Genomic DNA, 14,285 nt, shown 5'->3' with positions numbered 1-14,285 from the left:
GGCACTCGCCACCCGAGAGTGCAACACAGTGGGGAGGCTCTGCCCCACTCCACAGGTCGACCCACCGCGTCCCGGCGGACGACGAACGCGCCGCCCCCGAGGGGACGGCGCGTCCGCGAGTGGTTCCGGACGACTACGCGGGACGGACCGACTCGGCCTGCGGGCCCTTCGACCCGGTGCCGACGTCGAACGTCACCGCCTGGCCCTCCTCGAGGACCTTGTAGCCGCTCATGTCGATGGCCGAGTAGTGCACGAACACGTCCTGGCCCCCTCCATCCACGGTGATGAAGCCGAAGCCCTTCTCGGCGTTGAACCACTTCACGGTTCCGTTGGCCATGATCCTTGCTCCCTGCGGTACTGCTGTTGCGAACGACGGCCCCCTCGCGCGAGGCGGCCGCCGGGTCCGAGCGCATGTCGACTCACCCGCTCCCGGACGGCAACATGAGGCGTCGTCGCGATCACGGGGTGACCACTGGTGACTCTGACCGAAGGACGGCATTTCGGCAAGGGGTGTGACACGCATTTCACGCGGAGAACCCTGATCCGCAACGTGACGGAAACACGACGACCACGGAGGACCGCCGCGGACCCCGGTCAGCCCGTGTAGTCGGAGCCGAGCACGACCGAGACGTCCGCGTTCGGGAACGCCGCCGACTGCTGCACCGCACTGACCCCCAGCGCCTGCGCGACGCCCTGTGCGACGGCCGCCTGCGACTCCTGCTGGTAGTAGACGATCGTCTGCGTCGCCCCGGTCGTCCCGGCGTCCCCGGTCGCCGTCACGGTCCACCCGGCGGTGCCGAGACGTGTCGAGGCGTTCGCGGCCAGACCGGTCGTCGAGGTCCCGTTCAGCACGACGAGCGTCGTCGCACCCTGATCGGCAGCGGACGCGCCGGCCGCCGCTGACGGCGACTGCGTCGCTCCCCCGTCGTCCGTCCCGGAGTCGGCGTCAGAGCCCGAGTCCGAGCCCGAACCGGAGGACGCGCTGGCCGAGGGCGTCGAGGTCGCGGACGGCGTCGACCCACCGCTCCCCCCCGCGAACTGCCAGCTGCCGTTCAGCAGGGCGAGGACGAGGACCCCGATGCCGACCAGCACGCCGGTCGCGAGTGCGGCCCACGCGAAGACGACCCACCCGCCACCCCGGCGGGCAGCACCACGGTGGGCGCCGACCCGGGGGCCGTCAGCGACGTCGTCGAACCGGTCTCGCGGGAATCTCGTCATCGTTCCTCTTCACGTCCTTCGGGGTCGGCCGGGGGCGCGACGAAAGTGCGGGCAGCGCGGGCGCTCGTCCGGGCGCTGCGGAGCCGCTGCAGCCGGGTGACGAGCTGCGGGTCGTACGCGAGGGCGGCCGGGGTGTCGATCACGCGGTTGAGCACCTGGTAGTACCGCGCCGGCGACATGTCGAACTCGACCCGGATCTCCGCTTCCTTCGTCCGGTCGTGCCGCGCCCGGTCGTGCTCGAACGCGAGCACGTGCTTGGCGAGCTCGGTGAGCTCGTCGGCGGGGAGGGCGGTCACAGGTTGGTCCGATCGCGAACGGGTTGCAGGTCTCGCACATCGTAGGGGTGCGCGGCATGTCGACCCTGGCACGGTGCTGGACTGTCGCGGAACCCGCTCACCCCACGGTCTCCGCCAGCACCTCGGGCGGGGCGGACCACCGGACGCGGGTGCCGAAGGCGTCGGACACGGCGAGCGCCCGGCCGTCGAGCGAGAGCGTCGCGAAGGCGTCCGGGTCCGCGGGGTCGACGTCCTCCGGCAGGGTCGCCGCGACCCCGGTGAGGACACCGGTGCGTTCGAGCGCCACCCAGCGGACGCCCCGCTCGCGGAGCCGGTCGACGAAGCGCTCCCGCCCAGCGCCCGGCACGTAGACGAGCGTCCCCGTGGTCATGACGACCGGCTCGCAGTCGTCCGGCAGGGCGTCGAGGGCCCGGTCGAGGTCGTCCGGCACGCTGCCGCGGACCCGGACGGGAGGCTCGACCAGCGTCGCCCGCAGCGCGTCCCGCATCAGGGCGGTCCGGTCCGTCGCCTCGGGCGGGACGGCCTCGGCGAGTCGGGCGAACGCGTCCGGCGCCGCGGGGTCGATCGGGTTCGGGTCGAGGGCGACGCGGGCACCGATCCGGATCGGGGTCGTCGCGGGAGCGGGTGGTGTCCCCACGACCTCGGCGACGAGGTGCACCGCGGGCCCCTCGACCGCCGTGTGCACCCGGACGAGGTCGCCCGCCGTCGCGCTCCGTCGTCCGCGCTGCGTCGACCCGGGGCCGGACGGCACGGATCCAGACGGCACAGATCCCGACAGGATGTGCCCCGACGGGATCTGCCCGGACGGGACCGGACCGGCCGGACGCGCACGGTCGACGAGCCGGTGGTCGAGCGTCACGCGGTCCGGGATCGAGCAGAGTCCGGCCGCCGCTCCGACGTCGAGCAGACCGAGGGGTCGCGCCGAGGCCGCCGAGAGCGCGGCGAGCACCGGGACGACGGGGGCGAGCCGTCGCGGGTCGTTGGCCTGCACCGTGGCGGTGGTGAGGGCCGCGACGAGGGCGGGTCGGGCCTCCCGGCCGAGTGCGCGGAGCGCTGCCGGGTCAGCGGGGTCGGCGCCCAGCCGTCGCGCGACCGCGAACAGGAGCTCGGGCTGGCGCTTCGGCTCCGGCACGGCGTCGAGCAGGTCGACGAGCGGACCCTCGACCGAGCGCGCCCAGGCGGCGTACGTCGGGGAGACCCCGTCGATCCGGTCGGCGTAGGCGCGGTAGCGGTCCCGCGTGTCCATCAGGCCCCGGGGCGGTACATGCCGACGTGGGTGATGCCGGCCTCGTCGTAGGGGGCGCCGAAGCGGACGAACCCGTGCCGTTCGTACAGTCCGGCGACGTACTGCTGGGCGTGCAGGACGAACGGCTCGGCGCCGTGCGACCCGAGCACCGCCGCCACCAGGCCGCCGGCGATCCCCTGGCCGCGGTGGTCGGGGTGGGTGGCGACGCGGCCGATCACGCGGGTCGGCACAGCGGTCCCCGCTGGGTGCGGCTCGTCCGGTGCCGGCCGGACCAGGCGGAGGTACCCGACGACCGGTCCGTCCCCGACGCCGACCCACCAGTGCTCGGTGTCCGGGTCGCGGTCACGGCCGTCGAAGTCCTCGGCCGAGACCCGCTGTTCGAGGGCGAACACCCGGTTCCGGAGCCGCACGATGTCGTACAGTTCGTCGGTCGTCAGGTGCTCCCAGCGGGCACGGCGGACGGAATGCTCGGACATCGGTCGGAGTTTACTGGTGTGACGCACGATGACCGGCGGGCACGAGCCCCGGTCGGAACCAGGAGGTACGCACATGGCTTACAAGGTCGAAAAGTCCGACGCCCAGTGGCGCGAGGAGCTCTCCCCTGACCAGTACGCCGTGCTGCGCCAGGCCGGGACGGAGCGCCCGTGGACCGGTGAACTCCTCGACGAGGAGCGTGCCGGCGTCTACACGTGTGCGGCGTGTGGTGCGGAGCTGTTCAAGAGCGGCACGAAGTTCGACTCCGGCTGCGGCTGGCCGTCGTTCTACGAGTCGGTCGATCCCGACGCGGTGCAGCTCATCGAGGACAACTCGCTCGGCATGGCCCGCACCGAGGTCCGCTGCGCGAACTGCGGCGGCCACCTCGGCCACGTGTTCCCGGACGGCTTCGGGACGCCCACGGGCGACCGCTACTGCATGAACTCGATCTCGCTCAACTTCTCGGCGCAGGAGTAGGCGAGTGTGACGGCGCTCGGGCTGCGGCCCGGGCGCCGTCGTCGTGTCCGCCCGGTACGATGGGCGGGTCAGCCGGCATGGCGCAATTGGTAGCGCACCGTACTTGTAATACGGGGGTTGCGGGTTCAAGTCCCGCTGCCGGCCCCAGATCACGGCTTCCCGTGCAGCCGAAGGTGGATCCGTCGCTCACGGACACCCGCACCGGGGCGCCCGACGGTCAGCGCCGCACGGTCAGCCCGCCGTCGGACGTCCGGACGATCTCCCCGTCCGGGATCCACGCCACGATGCGGTCGAGTCGCACCCGCTCGAACGACGACCGCTCGGACGTCAGCAGTTCTTGCACCTCCGGCGGCAGCGGGAAGCGACGGTCCCGGCCGACCACGATCGCGACGAACGGTGCATCGACCACGTCCCGGACCCCGCGGTCCCCGACGTACTGGTCGTAGTCGCTCGGGGTGATCGCGCCGAAGAAGACCTGACCGTCCCGGATGCCCTCGTGCCGCAGGAGCGGGAGCAGCCGGGCGACGCCGGTGGCACGTGCCTCCCAGATCGTCCGCGCGGTCGGGATGCTCCCGACGAGTGCCACCACGACGAGCACGACGGCGACGCTGCTCGTCACCCACCGCGGCCGCACGCGGCCGAGCTGCCCGAGCCCCACGGCGGCGAGCATCACGACGAACGGCATCCACGCCGCGTAGTAGGTCGGCAGCGCGATCTCGGCGGCGAGCGAGTAGAACGCCACGAGCAGCACGAGCGGCGCGAGGAGGAACACCACGAGCCTGCCCGGACGCACGACCACCGCGAGCAGCACGGCGACGGCGAGCACCACCACCACGGGCGTGCCGACCCCGCGGAGCAGGAACCACCAGTTCGCCCACCACGGAGCGAACTGGTACGTGTGGCCGGCGATCGAGATGAGGTGTCCGTGCTCGTTCTGTCCGGACTGGAAGGTGAGCATGTACTGCACCGCGGAGCGCATCCCCATGGGGGCGTAGAGCGCGACGACGGCGACGACGAACGTGGCCGCCCACACCGCTCCGCCGACGACGAGCGCACGCCACCGGCCGAACAACACCGGGGAAAGGACGAGGACCGGCAGCAGCACGAGGGTCGACGCCTTCGACGTGACCGACGCCGCCATGAGCACCGCCGAGACGGGCACCCACCACCAACGGTCGGTACGGATCCACACCCAGATCGCGAAGAGTGCCGCCAGGGCGAAGAACACCATCACCGGGTCGAGCAGCGCCACCCGGTCCAGGCGGGCACCGGCACCGCCGCGAGGGGTGATGGTCCAGAGTGCGGCGGCCGCGAACCCGGACCAGAAGCCGACCTCCGCGCGCAGCCAGACGAACATGACCGCCGCACCGAGGACGACGAGCGACGCGACCAGGACCCGGGGTGCGACGGCACCGGGCCCACCGACCAGCTGCGCGAGGCCGAACAGGTACTTGGCGGTCGGTGGGTGCTCACGGTTCTGGTCGAACGCCCCGTGCACGTACGCGAGGCCGGCCTTGACGTAGGTGGCCTCGTCCCCACCGATGTTGCCGGCGCCGATGCGCCAGAAGCACTGGTAGGCGGCCGCGACCGCGAGCAGCACGAGGGCCGTGACGCGCAGCCACGCCCGGTCGAGCACGCCGCGGTCGAGCGCTCGCCGAGCCAGTGGTCCGCGGTGCTGCGCTGCGTGGTGCGGCGCTCCGCGGTGCTGGACCGGACCGTCCGTGGCGCGATCGTCGGTCAGCGCTCGTGCCGCGTCGGGGTCGTCGACCGACCGGCGGTCCGGGGACCAGGGGGCTCGGCGACTGGGCACCCCGAGATCCTACGCAGGCGGCGAGCGTCTCCCACCGATGCAGCCGAGGCCCGGCGCGGCGGGGCCTCCGAGCGCCCGCCCACCACGCGCCACCGGGGGCCCGTCGGGGTGACGGACCCCCGGCGACCGCGTGGCGCCGTCAGCGACCGCCGGTGATCTTCCGCTCGCGCTGTGCGACGCCGGCCGTGCCGTACGGGTAGTCGTCGATGCGGGGAGCGCTCGCCTCGGTGAGCGTCTGCAGCTCGGCCTGGTCGAGCACGAGGTCCGCGGCGCCGAGGTTGTCCTGCAGCTGCTCGACGGTCCGTGCGCCGAGGATGACGCTCGTCACCGCCGGCCGGGCGAGGAGCCAGGCCAGGGCGACCTGGGAGCGCGAGGCGCCGTGCGCGTCCGCGACGGCGGACACCGCGTCGAGCACCTTCCACGTGCGCTCGTCGGCGTTGCGGGCCTCCCACGCCTCCATGCCGCGCTTCGGGTCCTCACCGAGTCGGGTCGACCCGGTCGGGGCCTCGTCGCGCTGGTACTTGCCGGAGAGCCAGCCACCGGCGAGCGGGGACCACGGGAGCAGCCCGATCCCGGCGTCGAGGCAGGCAGGCACGACCTCGTGCTCGATGTCGCGGACGAGCAGGTTGTACTGCGGCTGGAGCGTGACCGGGGGTGCCCAGTTGTGCAGGCGGGCCTCGTAGACCGCCTTCGTGACCTGGTAGCCGAGGTAGTTCGAGAACCCGTAGGAGCCGATCTTGCCTGCCGACACGGCGTCGTCGAGGAAGCGCAGGGTCTCCTCGATCGGGGTGAGGGCGTCCCACGCGTGCATCTGGTAGAGGTCGATGTGGTCGACGCCGAGCCGCTCCAGCGACGCGTCGAGGGCCACGCGGAGGTGGCGGCGCGAGAGGCCGAGGTCGTTCGGGCCGTCGCCCTGCGGGAAGCGGCCCTTCGTGGTGAGCACCACCTGCTGCGCGTCGGTGGGGTGGTCGCGGAGCCACCGTCCGATGATGCGCTCGGACTCGTTGCCCGAGTACACGTCGGCGGTGTCGATGAACGTGCCACCGCCCGCGACGAAGGCGTCGATGATGGCGTGGGAGGTCGGTTCGTCGGCTTCGCTGCCGAACGTCATGGTGCCGAGGGTCAGCGACGACACCACTGTCCCGCTGTTGCCGAGGAGTCTGTAGTCCATGCGGCGGACGCTACGCCGCGCCCCCTCGACGGCGGGAGGGTCCACGAGTACCGGTCAACGGTCTGCAGACGCGAGCGCCCCGCTACCGCCCCTGCCCCAGGAACGCGATCGCCGCCTCCCGGAAGTGCCGCGACGTGGGGGCATTGAAGTGGTTCCGCCCCGGGATCTCGACGAAGGTCGCGTGCGGCGCTGTCTCGGCGAGCCGGAGCGCGCTGTCCTTGATCCCGTCCTCGCTGCCGGCGGCCAGCAGCAGCGGCTGCGTCGGCGCGTTCGCCGGCGTCGGCTCGACGCTGTCGCGCATCCCCTCCACCATCGCGACCAGCGCGCGGAGGTCGTTGCCCTCGACGTTCGCCGCCATCGTGAGGTACCCGTTCGTCACGCGGTCCTCGACCGGGGTGCCGTCGGTGATGAACGCCCACGCCTGGTCGACGCGGACGCGCCGCATCGGGTCCGCGTCCGGGATCCCGCCGAGCACCGCGCGCGAGATCCGGTCCGACATCCGCTCGGCGGCGTGCCACCCGACCCGAGCACCGAGGGAGTAGCCCAGGAACGCGACGTCGTCGAGCAGGTAGGTGTCCACCACCGCCGTGACGTCGTCGACGAGCAGGTCCATGGAGTAGCTGTGCGGCTCGTGCGGCTTCCCGCTGGCGCCGTGCCCGCGCTGGTCGAACGCCACGACGCGGTGGCCGGCGCGGACGAGGTCGCGGGTCCAGCCCGAGGCGTGCCAGTTGAGGACGGCCCCGGACGCGAAGCCGTGCACGGCGAGGACCGCGGGCGCGTCGGGATCGCCGAAGTCGTAGGTGGCGAGCGGCAGACCGTCCGGGGACATCACGACGCGGGGGCGGGGCGCTTCGGGGACGAGTGACATGGCCCGTCCAGGGTAGTGGGGCCACAGTGGCCGGTATGGACGGCTACGGCGGCGACCAGATCCGAGCGGCGGAACGCCCCCACCTCGAGGCGGGTGAGCCGCTCATGCAGCGGGCCGCGGACGGGCTCGCCGCGATCGTCGCGGACCTGCTCGACGACTCCGCGATCCGCCCGGGGGACGGCCCCGGCTCCGTCCTCGTCCTGGTCGGCAGCGGTGACAACGGCGGTGACGCGCTGTTCGCCGCTGCGCGGCTGGCGGCGGCCGGGAGGCACGTGACGGTCCTCCGCGTCGGCTCCCGTGTCCACGAGGCGGGCCTGGCCGCAGCCCGGGAGGCCGGGGCGCGCCTCCTGGACGACCCCGCGGACGGCGGCCCGGTGCCCTCGGCGGCGGGGGCCGCCGACATCCTGCGTGCGGCGACGCCCTCGGCGGGGGAACGGCTCGCGTCGGTCGCGCGGGAGGCGGCGCTCGAGGCCGACCTGGTGCTCGACGGGATCCTGGGGATCGGCGGCGGAGGGCCGCTCCGCTCCCCCGGCCGCGACGTCGTCGCGGCGCTCCGGGAGCTCGCCCGCGAACAGCGGGCCCCGTTCGTCGTGGCCGTCGACGTGCCGAGTGGCATCGACGTGGACACCGGCGGCATCGCGGACGACCACGTGCTGCACGCCGACGTCACCGTGACGTTCGGCGGGGTGAAGGCCGGGCTCCTCCGCGGTCCGGCGGCGACGCTCGCCGGGCGCATCGAACTGGTGGACGTCGGGATCGGCGCGGACCTGGCGTCCGTGGAGCCGCTGGTCCGCACCTGACCCGCGTCGACCGGCCGGGTCCGGTCAGCTCAGACGGCGCCCGCGTCCACACCGTGCTCGATCCCTCTGCGGGCCTCGAGCCAGGTGTCGACGAAGTGGCGGTAGTTGGCCGCGATGAGCCGTTCGGCGGCCTCGGTGTCGAGGTGCTCGCGGACGACGTCCTCGAGCGCCTCCTCCCAGTTGCTCCGTCCGATCGCGAAGCCGACGAACCCGTCGACCGGCGCCGCGGTGCGCAGCCAGTGGTCGAGCTGCTCCTCGGGGGCGTCCCGCCCGAGGACGATGCACCGGACGGCGTCCCGACCACCGCGGCGGGCGGCGGCGACGACGCGCTCGGCGTCCTCGGTGCGGTCGAGCCCCTCGAGCTTCCACACGTCGGCTTCGACGCCGTGGTCCTGCAGGTACTCGAGGACCTGCACGACGAGGTCCGGGCGGAGGTCGCGGTCGTAGTCCTCCACCGCGTCGCGCTGCTCGTCGGTCGCCGGGACGAGCAGTTCCACGAGGAACGGACGGCCCGCGTCGTGCAGGGTCGCCGCGACGTCGGCGAGCGCGGCGGCCTGCTGCGCGCGGTGCTCGGCGTCGAACGCCGGGTTGTCCCGCACGAGCACCTTCACCCAGTCCGGGTCGAACGCGTCGACGTGGGCGACCCAGTCGTCGCCGTACTCGAGCTCGAACCACTCGCGGCCGGACCGCTCGACCGGCATCGCGAGCTGCAACCCGGCCTCCTTGACGAGCCGGGCCACGTCGGCGCCGTACCGCTCGTCGACGAGGACACCCGTGTGCTCGCGCGCTGCACCGGCGGCGAGGGCGGTGAGCAGGCCACGGTAGACGAGCTGCTTGCCGGCACGGACGCGCTGGGCCTCGGCCTCGTCCGCGGGCTCTCCGGAGTCCTCGTCGTAGGTGTGCTCGAGGAGCGAGGACCGTTGGTCCATCGCGAGCAGGAACAGGGGGTGGGTCTCGTCGAGGATCGGCATGCCCCCGGTCTACTCGCGCCACGCCCGACGGTCGCGCCGGTGCACACGTCCCCCGCTGCACGTCCGTAGGTTCGACGCCATGACGTTCAACGACGACTCGCAGCTCAGTGGCGGCAAGGTCAAGCGACGCGGCCCCGGTCGTGGTGTGGCGATCGGTGGCGGGTCCATCGGCACCGTGATCGTGGTGTTCCTCATCGCACAGTTCACCGGGGTCGACCTCAGCGGCGTCGTCGGCGGTGGCGGCGGACTGACGACCATCCAGCAGGGCGGCGCGGAGGCCTCGCCGGTCGCCGAGTGCCGCACCGGTCGCGACGCGAACGCGAGCATCGACTGCCGCATGGAGGGCGCTGCGGAGTCCCTCGACGCGTACTGGTCCGCCGAGGCCGAGCAGCTCGGGGTCAGCTACTCGACGCCGGAGTTCTTCCTGTTCACCGGGTCGACCGACACCGGGTGCGGGACGGCCTCGGCGTCGACGGGGCCGTTCTACTGTCCGCCCGACCGTGCCCTCTACGTCGACACGGACTTCTACGACGAGCTCCGCTCCACGTACGGGGCGTCCGGCGGACCGCTCGCCGAGATGTACGTGGTCGCGCACGAGTGGGGCCACCACGTCCAGCAGCTCGAGGGCACCTTCGCCGAGACCGACCGCAGCGGCAGCGGGGCCGCGTCGGACAGCGTCCGCGTCGAGCTCCAGGCGGACTGCTACGCCGGCGCCTGGGTCGGTGACGCGGCGACCACGGAGTCGGCGAACGGGGAGACGTTCTTCGAGCCCGTCACCCGCGCCCAGGTCGCGGACGCGCTGTCGGCGGCGAGCGCGGTCGGCGACGACAGCATCCAGGAGCGCGCCACCGGCCGGGTCGACCCCGACTCGTTCACGCACGGCACGAGCGAGCAGCGTCAGGACTGGTTCGAGCGTGGCTACGAACGGGGTGCGACGAGCTGCGACACGCTCACCGTGCCCGCGTCGGCCCTCTGAACGGCGACGGCCGGGATGCCTCGTGGAGGCGTCCCGGCCGTCGTGCGCGTCCGACACGTGGTCGGTCGTGCTGGTCAGCTCGTGTGCGGTGTCAGCCGGCGGTCGGCGACGCGGACCCGGACGGCGCCGCGGACGCGGTGGGGGTCGCGCTCGGGGTCGGCGTGGGGGTCGTCTCGGTGCTGCCCGCGGCGCTGACGACGAAGGTCCGGAACTCGTCGTTCGTCGAGGCGGTGGAGTACGGGTACTGCTGGCCGTTGACGAGCACGAGCGGGGTCCCCGGGAAGGTCGTGAGCTCCGAGCCGGGGATGTCCCCGCCCGTCACGGCGGTGGTGCGCTCGTCGACCCACTTGCCGTACCGCTGGTCCTCGATGCACTGCTCGATCGTCGAGCCCTTGCGCACACCGGGCACGGTCGTGACGACGTCGGCGAGCTGCTCGTCGGTGAGGCCCGGCGTGCCCTCCTCCGGCTGCGCGGCGAACAGTGCGCGGTTCACGGCGAAGAACGAGTCCGGGGACTCCTGCGCGACGCAGGCCGCGGCGTTCGCGGCACGGAGGGAGTACTTCGTGCCTTGGGAACGGTTCGTCAGGATCGCGACGGGGTGCACGTCGAGGGTCGCGGCACCGGAGTCGACGAGCCCCTCGATGTACTCGCTGTTCGTCTGCTCGAAGGAGCCGCAGATCGGGCAGAGGTAGTCCACGTAGAGGGTGATCCGGACCTGTTCGGCCGAGGCGGTCGAGCTCGGCGACGGCGTGGACGCGGCACCGGGCTCGACGGCCTTCAGCCCGGCGCCGATCGTGATCCCGCCGTCGGCCATGGTGTCCGGCCCGGGGCCGGCCGGACGCGAGGAGTTCACGAGCACCAGCGTGACGATGGTGGCGGCGGCGATCAGCACGACGCCCAGTCCGACCTGGAGCCCGATGCGGACACCCCGCTGGCGTCGCTTCTGCTGGGTACGGGTTCGCTGAGCTCGCTCGCGCGCGGCGGCACGACGCGCGTTGCGCTCGGCGCGGGCGTCGCCTTCGGGGCGGTTGGTCATCGTGCGGTCGTCCTCCTGGTCGGTGTCCGCCGGCCTCCCCCCGGTCGGCGGACGGACCCGGCGATTGTAGTGGCGGCCGATGGGAACCAGCCAACCAGCCGACGACGCCCGGAGCCCGCGTGCCCCCCGCACTGGCGCCAGCCGGAGAACTCGTGTTGTATGAGGCGTGACGGTCGACGGCGACCGTCCGGGGCCCGACTGGGCCGCCGCTTCACCACGGATCGTCCGGCACGTACCTGCCGGTGGAGAGGACCGAACGCTCATGGCGTCCGTCACCTATGACAAGGCAACCCGTCTCTACCCCGGGGGCAACCGCCCCGCGGTGGACTCACTCGACCTGGACGTCGCCGACGGCGAGTTCCTCGTCCTCGTCGGCCCGTCGGGCTGTGGCAAGTCCACGTCCCTGCGCATGCTCGCCGGCCTCGAAGAGGTCAACTCCGGCGCCATCCGCATCGGCGACCGTGACGTCACCGACGTCCCGCCGAAGGACCGCGACATCGCAATGGTGTTCCAGAACTACGCGCTGTACCCGCACATGACCGTCGCCGAGAACATGGGCTTCGCGCTCAAGATCGCCGGCGTCGGCAAGGAGGAGCGCGCCACCCGCGTGCAGGAGGCCGCCAAGCTCCTCGACCTCGAGCAGTACCTCGGTCGCAAGCCGAAGGCGCTCTCCGGTGGTCAGCGTCAGCGCGTCGCGATGGGCCGTGCGATCGTCCGTCAGCCGCAGGTGTTCCTCATGGACGAGCCGCTGTCGAACCTCGACGCCAAGCTCCGCGTCCAGACCCGTACCCAGATCGCGTCGCTGCAGCGTCGTCTCGGCGTCACCACGGTCTACGTCACGCACGACCAGACCGAGGCGCTGACGATGGGCGACCGCATCGCGGTGCTCAAGGACGGCATCCTGCAGCAGGTCGGCACCCCGCGCGACCTCTACGAGAAGCCGAACAACGTGTTCGTCGCCGGCTTCATCGGCTCGCCGGCCATGAACCTCCTGCCGGCGTCGGTGCTCGAAGGCGGCATCAGCTTCGGGTCGCTCAACCACCCGATCGACCGCGACACCCTGTCGAACGCCCGCTCGGGTGCCGTCACGGTGGGCGTCCGCCCCGAGGACATCATCGTGTCCCAGTCCGGCGAGGGCCTGCCCGTCACGGTCGACGTCGTCGAGGAGCTCGGCGCGGACGGCTACCTCTACGGCCACGCCGACGTGAACGGCACGCGCACCGACATCGTCACGCGCGTCGACGGTCGCAACCACCCCTCGATCGGTGACACGATCGTCGTGAGCCCGAAGCAGGGTCACGTGCACGTGTTCGACGCTGAGTCGGGCGAGCGCCTCGACGACAAGGCCGTCGTCAGCGCCTGATCACCACCCCCGGGAGCCCGTCATCCGCCGTCCTCGGCGCCTGGCGGGCTCCCGTCGTTCCCACCTGCGGGACGGGAGGCTCGGTGCGGGCCCGCACCGAGCCTCCCGTCCTCCAGACCCACCGCCGAGCACCTGAGGACCCGTCGTGCCCGACTCCATGACCATCACCGCCGCCACCGTCGACCCCGGCCTGCTCGACCTTCCCTGGGACCTGCCGCTCGAGGCCTGGCCCGACGAGACGATCGTCGCGCTGCCGAAGGGCATCTCGCGGCACCTGGTGCGGTTCGTGCACCTCAGCGGCTACGTCGTCGCGGTCAAGGAGACGAGCGCCGAACTCGCGCGCTCCGAGTACGACATGCTCCGGACCCTGCAGCGCATGGACGTGCCGTGCGTGGACCCCGTCGCGGTCATCACGAACCGCGTCGGCCGCGAGGGCGAGGAGCTCCAGCCCGTCCTCGTCACCCGGCACCTGCGCTTCTCGCTGCCCTACCGGGCGCTGTACTCGCAGACGCTGCGCCCGGACACGGCCACCCGCCTGGTGGACGCCCTGGCGCTCCTGCTCGTCCGGCTGCACGTCATCGGCTTCTACTGGGGCGACGTCTCGCTGTCGAACACGCTGTTCCGCCGCGACGCCGGCTCGTTCGCCGCGTACCTGGTGGACGCCGAGACCGGGAAGCTCTACCCGGGCGGGCTGTCGAACGGGCAGCGGGAGAACGACCTCGAGGTCGCCCGCGTGAACATCGCCGGCGAGCTCCTCGACCTGGAGGCCGGTGGACGTCTGGACGAGAACGCCGACCCCGTGGACGTGTCGAACCGCATCGTGGCGCAGTACCGGACCCTCTGGACGGAACTCACCGGTACCGAGCAGTTCGACGCGGCGGAGCGCTGGCGCATCAACGACCGCGTGGAGCGGCTCAACGCGCTCGGCTTCGACATCGAGGAGCTGTCGATCCGCACCGCGGAGTCCGGCGCACAGGTCCGCATCCAGCCGAAGGTCGTCGACGCCGGACACCACCAGCGCCGTCTGCTGCGTCTGACCGGCCTCGACGCCGAGGAGAACCAGGCCCGACGACTGCTCAACGACCTGGACGCGTACCGTGCCCGCAACGGCCGCGAGGAGCTCGACGAGGAGATGGTCGCGCACGAGTGGGTCTCGCGGGTGTTCGAGCCCGTCGTGCGGGCGATCCCGCGGGACCTGCGCGGCCGGCTCGAACCGGCCGAGGTGTTCCACGAGTTGCTCGAGCACCGCTGGTTCATGTCGCAGCAGGAGGAGCGCTCGGTGTCGCTCCCCGAGGCCACGACCGCCTACATCAACGACGTGCTGCGGCACCGGCGGGACGAGCGGACGCTCATCAACCCGCCGACGTCGTCGATCGCGCTGCCGCTCGACGGCGAGGACGAGGACGAGGACGACGAGGACTGGCGCGCGTCCGTCTGAGCCGTCCCCCCTCCCCCCCCCCAGGTTCCGGAATTCGCGCATCTCGCGCGTCGAGACCCCGCGATCGCGGAACCACGGCGGACGTGAGCGGCAGGTCGTGCGACCGCGGCAGACGCGGTCGCACGACCTGCCGCTCACGTC

Annotated in this window: 15 protein-coding genes and 1 tRNA gene; 6 read left to right on the top strand and 10 right to left on the bottom strand. The window is 72.6% G+C overall.

Features of this window, described 5'->3' with window-relative positions:
* Positions 1 to 133: 133 nt before the first annotated feature.
* The 5 genes from DEI95_RS13325 to DEI95_RS13305 form a co-directional block, all read right to left on the bottom strand.
* On the bottom strand, positions 134 to 337 hold the full coding sequence (locus DEI95_RS13325) for a cold-shock protein (protein WP_022903461.1): 204 nt from the start codon (positions 335 to 337) through the stop codon (positions 134 to 136).
* Positions 338 to 594: 257 nt separating this feature from the next.
* Positions 595 to 1,218 (bottom strand): LytR C-terminal domain-containing protein, encoded by a 624-nt coding sequence (locus DEI95_RS13320; protein ID WP_111060559.1) that lies wholly within the window; start codon positions 1,216 to 1,218, stop codon positions 595 to 597.
* Complete coding sequence (locus DEI95_RS13315; RefSeq protein ID WP_111060558.1) at positions 1,215 to 1,514, bottom strand: DUF3263 domain-containing protein; 300 nt, start codon at positions 1,512 to 1,514, stop codon at positions 1,215 to 1,217. Before DEI95_RS13315 ends, DEI95_RS13320 begins: the two co-directional genes overlap by 4 nt.
* Positions 1,515 to 1,611: 97 nt before the next feature.
* The gene (locus DEI95_RS13310; RefSeq protein ID WP_111060557.1) at positions 1,612 to 2,760 is read right to left on the bottom strand and encodes a DUF2332 family protein; all 1,149 of its coding nucleotides are present in this window, start codon (positions 2,758 to 2,760) and stop codon (positions 1,612 to 1,614) included.
* A complete protein-coding gene (locus DEI95_RS13305; RefSeq protein WP_110900944.1) occupies positions 2,760 to 3,236 on the bottom strand; it encodes a GNAT family N-acetyltransferase in 477 nt (158 codons plus the stop codon). Before DEI95_RS13305 ends, DEI95_RS13310 begins: the two co-directional genes overlap by 1 nt.
* A 73-nt stretch (positions 3,237 to 3,309) precedes the next feature.
* On the opposite strand from DEI95_RS13305, the gene msrB reads away from it, so the two are divergent.
* Positions 3,310 to 3,711, top strand: coding sequence for a peptide-methionine (R)-S-oxide reductase MsrB (gene msrB, locus DEI95_RS13300; RefSeq protein WP_110900945.1), 402 nt, complete (start codon positions 3,310 to 3,312; stop codon positions 3,709 to 3,711).
* A 71-nt stretch (positions 3,712 to 3,782) separates the two neighbouring features.
* A tRNA-Thr gene (locus DEI95_RS13295) sits at positions 3,783 to 3,858 on the top strand.
* 70 nt (positions 3,859 to 3,928) lie between these two features.
* Here the strand turns inward: DEI95_RS13295 and DEI95_RS13290 are convergent.
* The 3 genes from DEI95_RS13290 to DEI95_RS13280 all read right to left on the bottom strand — a co-directional run bounded on the left by DEI95_RS13290 (position 3,929) and on the right by DEI95_RS13280 (position 7,560).
* Positions 3,929 to 5,521: a glycosyltransferase family 39 protein gene (locus tag DEI95_RS13290; protein ID WP_111060556.1), complete on the bottom strand. Its 1,593-nt coding sequence runs from the start codon at positions 5,519 to 5,521 to the stop codon at positions 3,929 to 3,931.
* Between the two features lie 139 nt (positions 5,522 to 5,660).
* On the bottom strand, positions 5,661 to 6,692 hold the full coding sequence (locus DEI95_RS13285) for an aldo/keto reductase (protein WP_111060555.1): 1,032 nt from the start codon (positions 6,690 to 6,692) through the stop codon (positions 5,661 to 5,663).
* Between the two features lie 82 nt (positions 6,693 to 6,774).
* The gene (locus tag DEI95_RS13280; protein ID WP_110900948.1) at positions 6,775 to 7,560 is read right to left on the bottom strand and encodes an alpha/beta fold hydrolase; all 786 of its coding nucleotides are present in this window, start codon (positions 7,558 to 7,560) and stop codon (positions 6,775 to 6,777) included.
* A 35-nt stretch (positions 7,561 to 7,595) separates the two neighbouring features.
* Here DEI95_RS13280 and DEI95_RS13275 point away from each other — a divergent pair, with 35 nt between their 5' ends.
* The gene (locus DEI95_RS13275) at positions 7,596 to 8,360 is read left to right on the top strand and encodes an NAD(P)H-hydrate epimerase (protein ID WP_111060554.1); all 765 of its coding nucleotides are present in this window, start codon (positions 7,596 to 7,598) and stop codon (positions 8,358 to 8,360) included.
* A gap of 29 nt (positions 8,361 to 8,389) precedes the next feature.
* Here the strand turns inward: DEI95_RS13275 and DEI95_RS13270 are convergent, their stop codons facing one another.
* Complete coding sequence (locus DEI95_RS13270) at positions 8,390 to 9,331, bottom strand: 2-deoxy-5-keto-D-gluconate 6-phosphate aldolase domain-containing protein (protein WP_111060553.1); 942 nt, start codon at positions 9,329 to 9,331, stop codon at positions 8,390 to 8,392.
* 79 nt (positions 9,332 to 9,410) lie between these two features.
* Here DEI95_RS13270 and DEI95_RS13265 point away from each other — a divergent pair, with 79 nt between their 5' ends.
* Positions 9,411 to 10,307 carry a neutral zinc metallopeptidase gene (locus DEI95_RS13265; RefSeq protein WP_110900951.1) on the top strand — a complete coding sequence of 299 codons (897 nt, stop codon included), beginning with the start codon at positions 9,411 to 9,413 and terminating at the stop codon, positions 10,305 to 10,307.
* Positions 10,308 to 10,398: 91 nt separating this feature from the next.
* Here DEI95_RS13265 and DEI95_RS13260 read toward each other — a convergent pair whose 3' ends face one another.
* Positions 10,399 to 11,343, bottom strand: a complete 945-nt coding sequence (locus tag DEI95_RS13260) for a thioredoxin domain-containing protein (RefSeq protein ID WP_181422270.1) — start codon at positions 11,341 to 11,343, stop codon at positions 10,399 to 10,401.
* A 262-nt stretch (positions 11,344 to 11,605) separates the two neighbouring features.
* Here DEI95_RS13260 and DEI95_RS13255 point away from each other — a divergent pair, with 262 nt between their 5' ends.
* Both DEI95_RS13255 and DEI95_RS13250 read left to right on the top strand, forming a co-directional pair.
* The gene (locus tag DEI95_RS13255) at positions 11,606 to 12,706 is read left to right on the top strand and encodes an ABC transporter ATP-binding protein (RefSeq protein WP_110890964.1); all 1,101 of its coding nucleotides are present in this window, start codon (positions 11,606 to 11,608) and stop codon (positions 12,704 to 12,706) included.
* A gap of 145 nt (positions 12,707 to 12,851) precedes the next feature.
* The gene (locus tag DEI95_RS13250) at positions 12,852 to 14,144 is read left to right on the top strand and encodes a DUF4032 domain-containing protein (protein ID WP_111060551.1); all 1,293 of its coding nucleotides are present in this window, start codon (positions 12,852 to 12,854) and stop codon (positions 14,142 to 14,144) included.
* The last annotated feature ends 141 nt before the right edge of the window (positions 14,145 to 14,285 follow it).

The organism is Curtobacterium sp. MCBD17_008 (genome assembly GCF_003234475.1).
In the GTDB taxonomy this organism is placed as follows: Bacteria; Actinomycetota; Actinomycetes; order Actinomycetales; family Microbacteriaceae; genus Curtobacterium.
Note: the sequence above shows the minus strand (reverse complement) of the source record. Positions and strands in the feature narration are given on the sequence as shown.

Coding starts and splice junctions, on each gene's coding strand:
- DEI95_RS13325 (WP_022903461.1), bottom strand. CDS start 337: ATGGCCAACGGAACCGTGAAGTGGTTCAACGCCGAGAAGGGCTTCGGC.
- DEI95_RS13320 (WP_111060559.1), bottom strand. CDS start 1,218: ATGACGAGATTCCCGCGAGACCGGTTCGACGACGTCGCTGACGGCCCC.
- DEI95_RS13310 (WP_111060557.1), bottom strand. CDS start 2,760: ATGGACACGCGGGACCGCTACCGCGCCTACGCCGACCGGATCGACGGG.
- DEI95_RS13305 (WP_110900944.1), bottom strand. CDS start 3,236: ATGTCCGAGCATTCCGTCCGCCGTGCCCGCTGGGAGCACCTGACGACC.
- msrB (WP_110900945.1), top strand. CDS start 3,310: ATGGCTTACAAGGTCGAAAAGTCCGACGCCCAGTGGCGCGAGGAGCTC.
- DEI95_RS13285 (WP_111060555.1), bottom strand. CDS start 6,692: ATGGACTACAGACTCCTCGGCAACAGCGGGACAGTGGTGTCGTCGCTG.
- DEI95_RS13280 (WP_110900948.1), bottom strand. CDS start 7,560: ATGTCACTCGTCCCCGAAGCGCCCCGCCCCCGCGTCGTGATGTCCCCG.
- DEI95_RS13275 (WP_111060554.1), top strand. CDS start 7,596: ATGGACGGCTACGGCGGCGACCAGATCCGAGCGGCGGAACGCCCCCAC.
- DEI95_RS13270 (WP_111060553.1), bottom strand. CDS start 9,331: ATGCCGATCCTCGACGAGACCCACCCCCTGTTCCTGCTCGCGATGGAC.
- DEI95_RS13265 (WP_110900951.1), top strand. CDS start 9,411: ATGACGTTCAACGACGACTCGCAGCTCAGTGGCGGCAAGGTCAAGCGA.
- DEI95_RS13260 (WP_181422270.1), bottom strand. CDS start 11,343: ATGACCAACCGCCCCGAAGGCGACGCCCGCGCCGAGCGCAACGCGCGT.
- DEI95_RS13255 (WP_110890964.1), top strand. CDS start 11,606: ATGGCGTCCGTCACCTATGACAAGGCAACCCGTCTCTACCCCGGGGGC.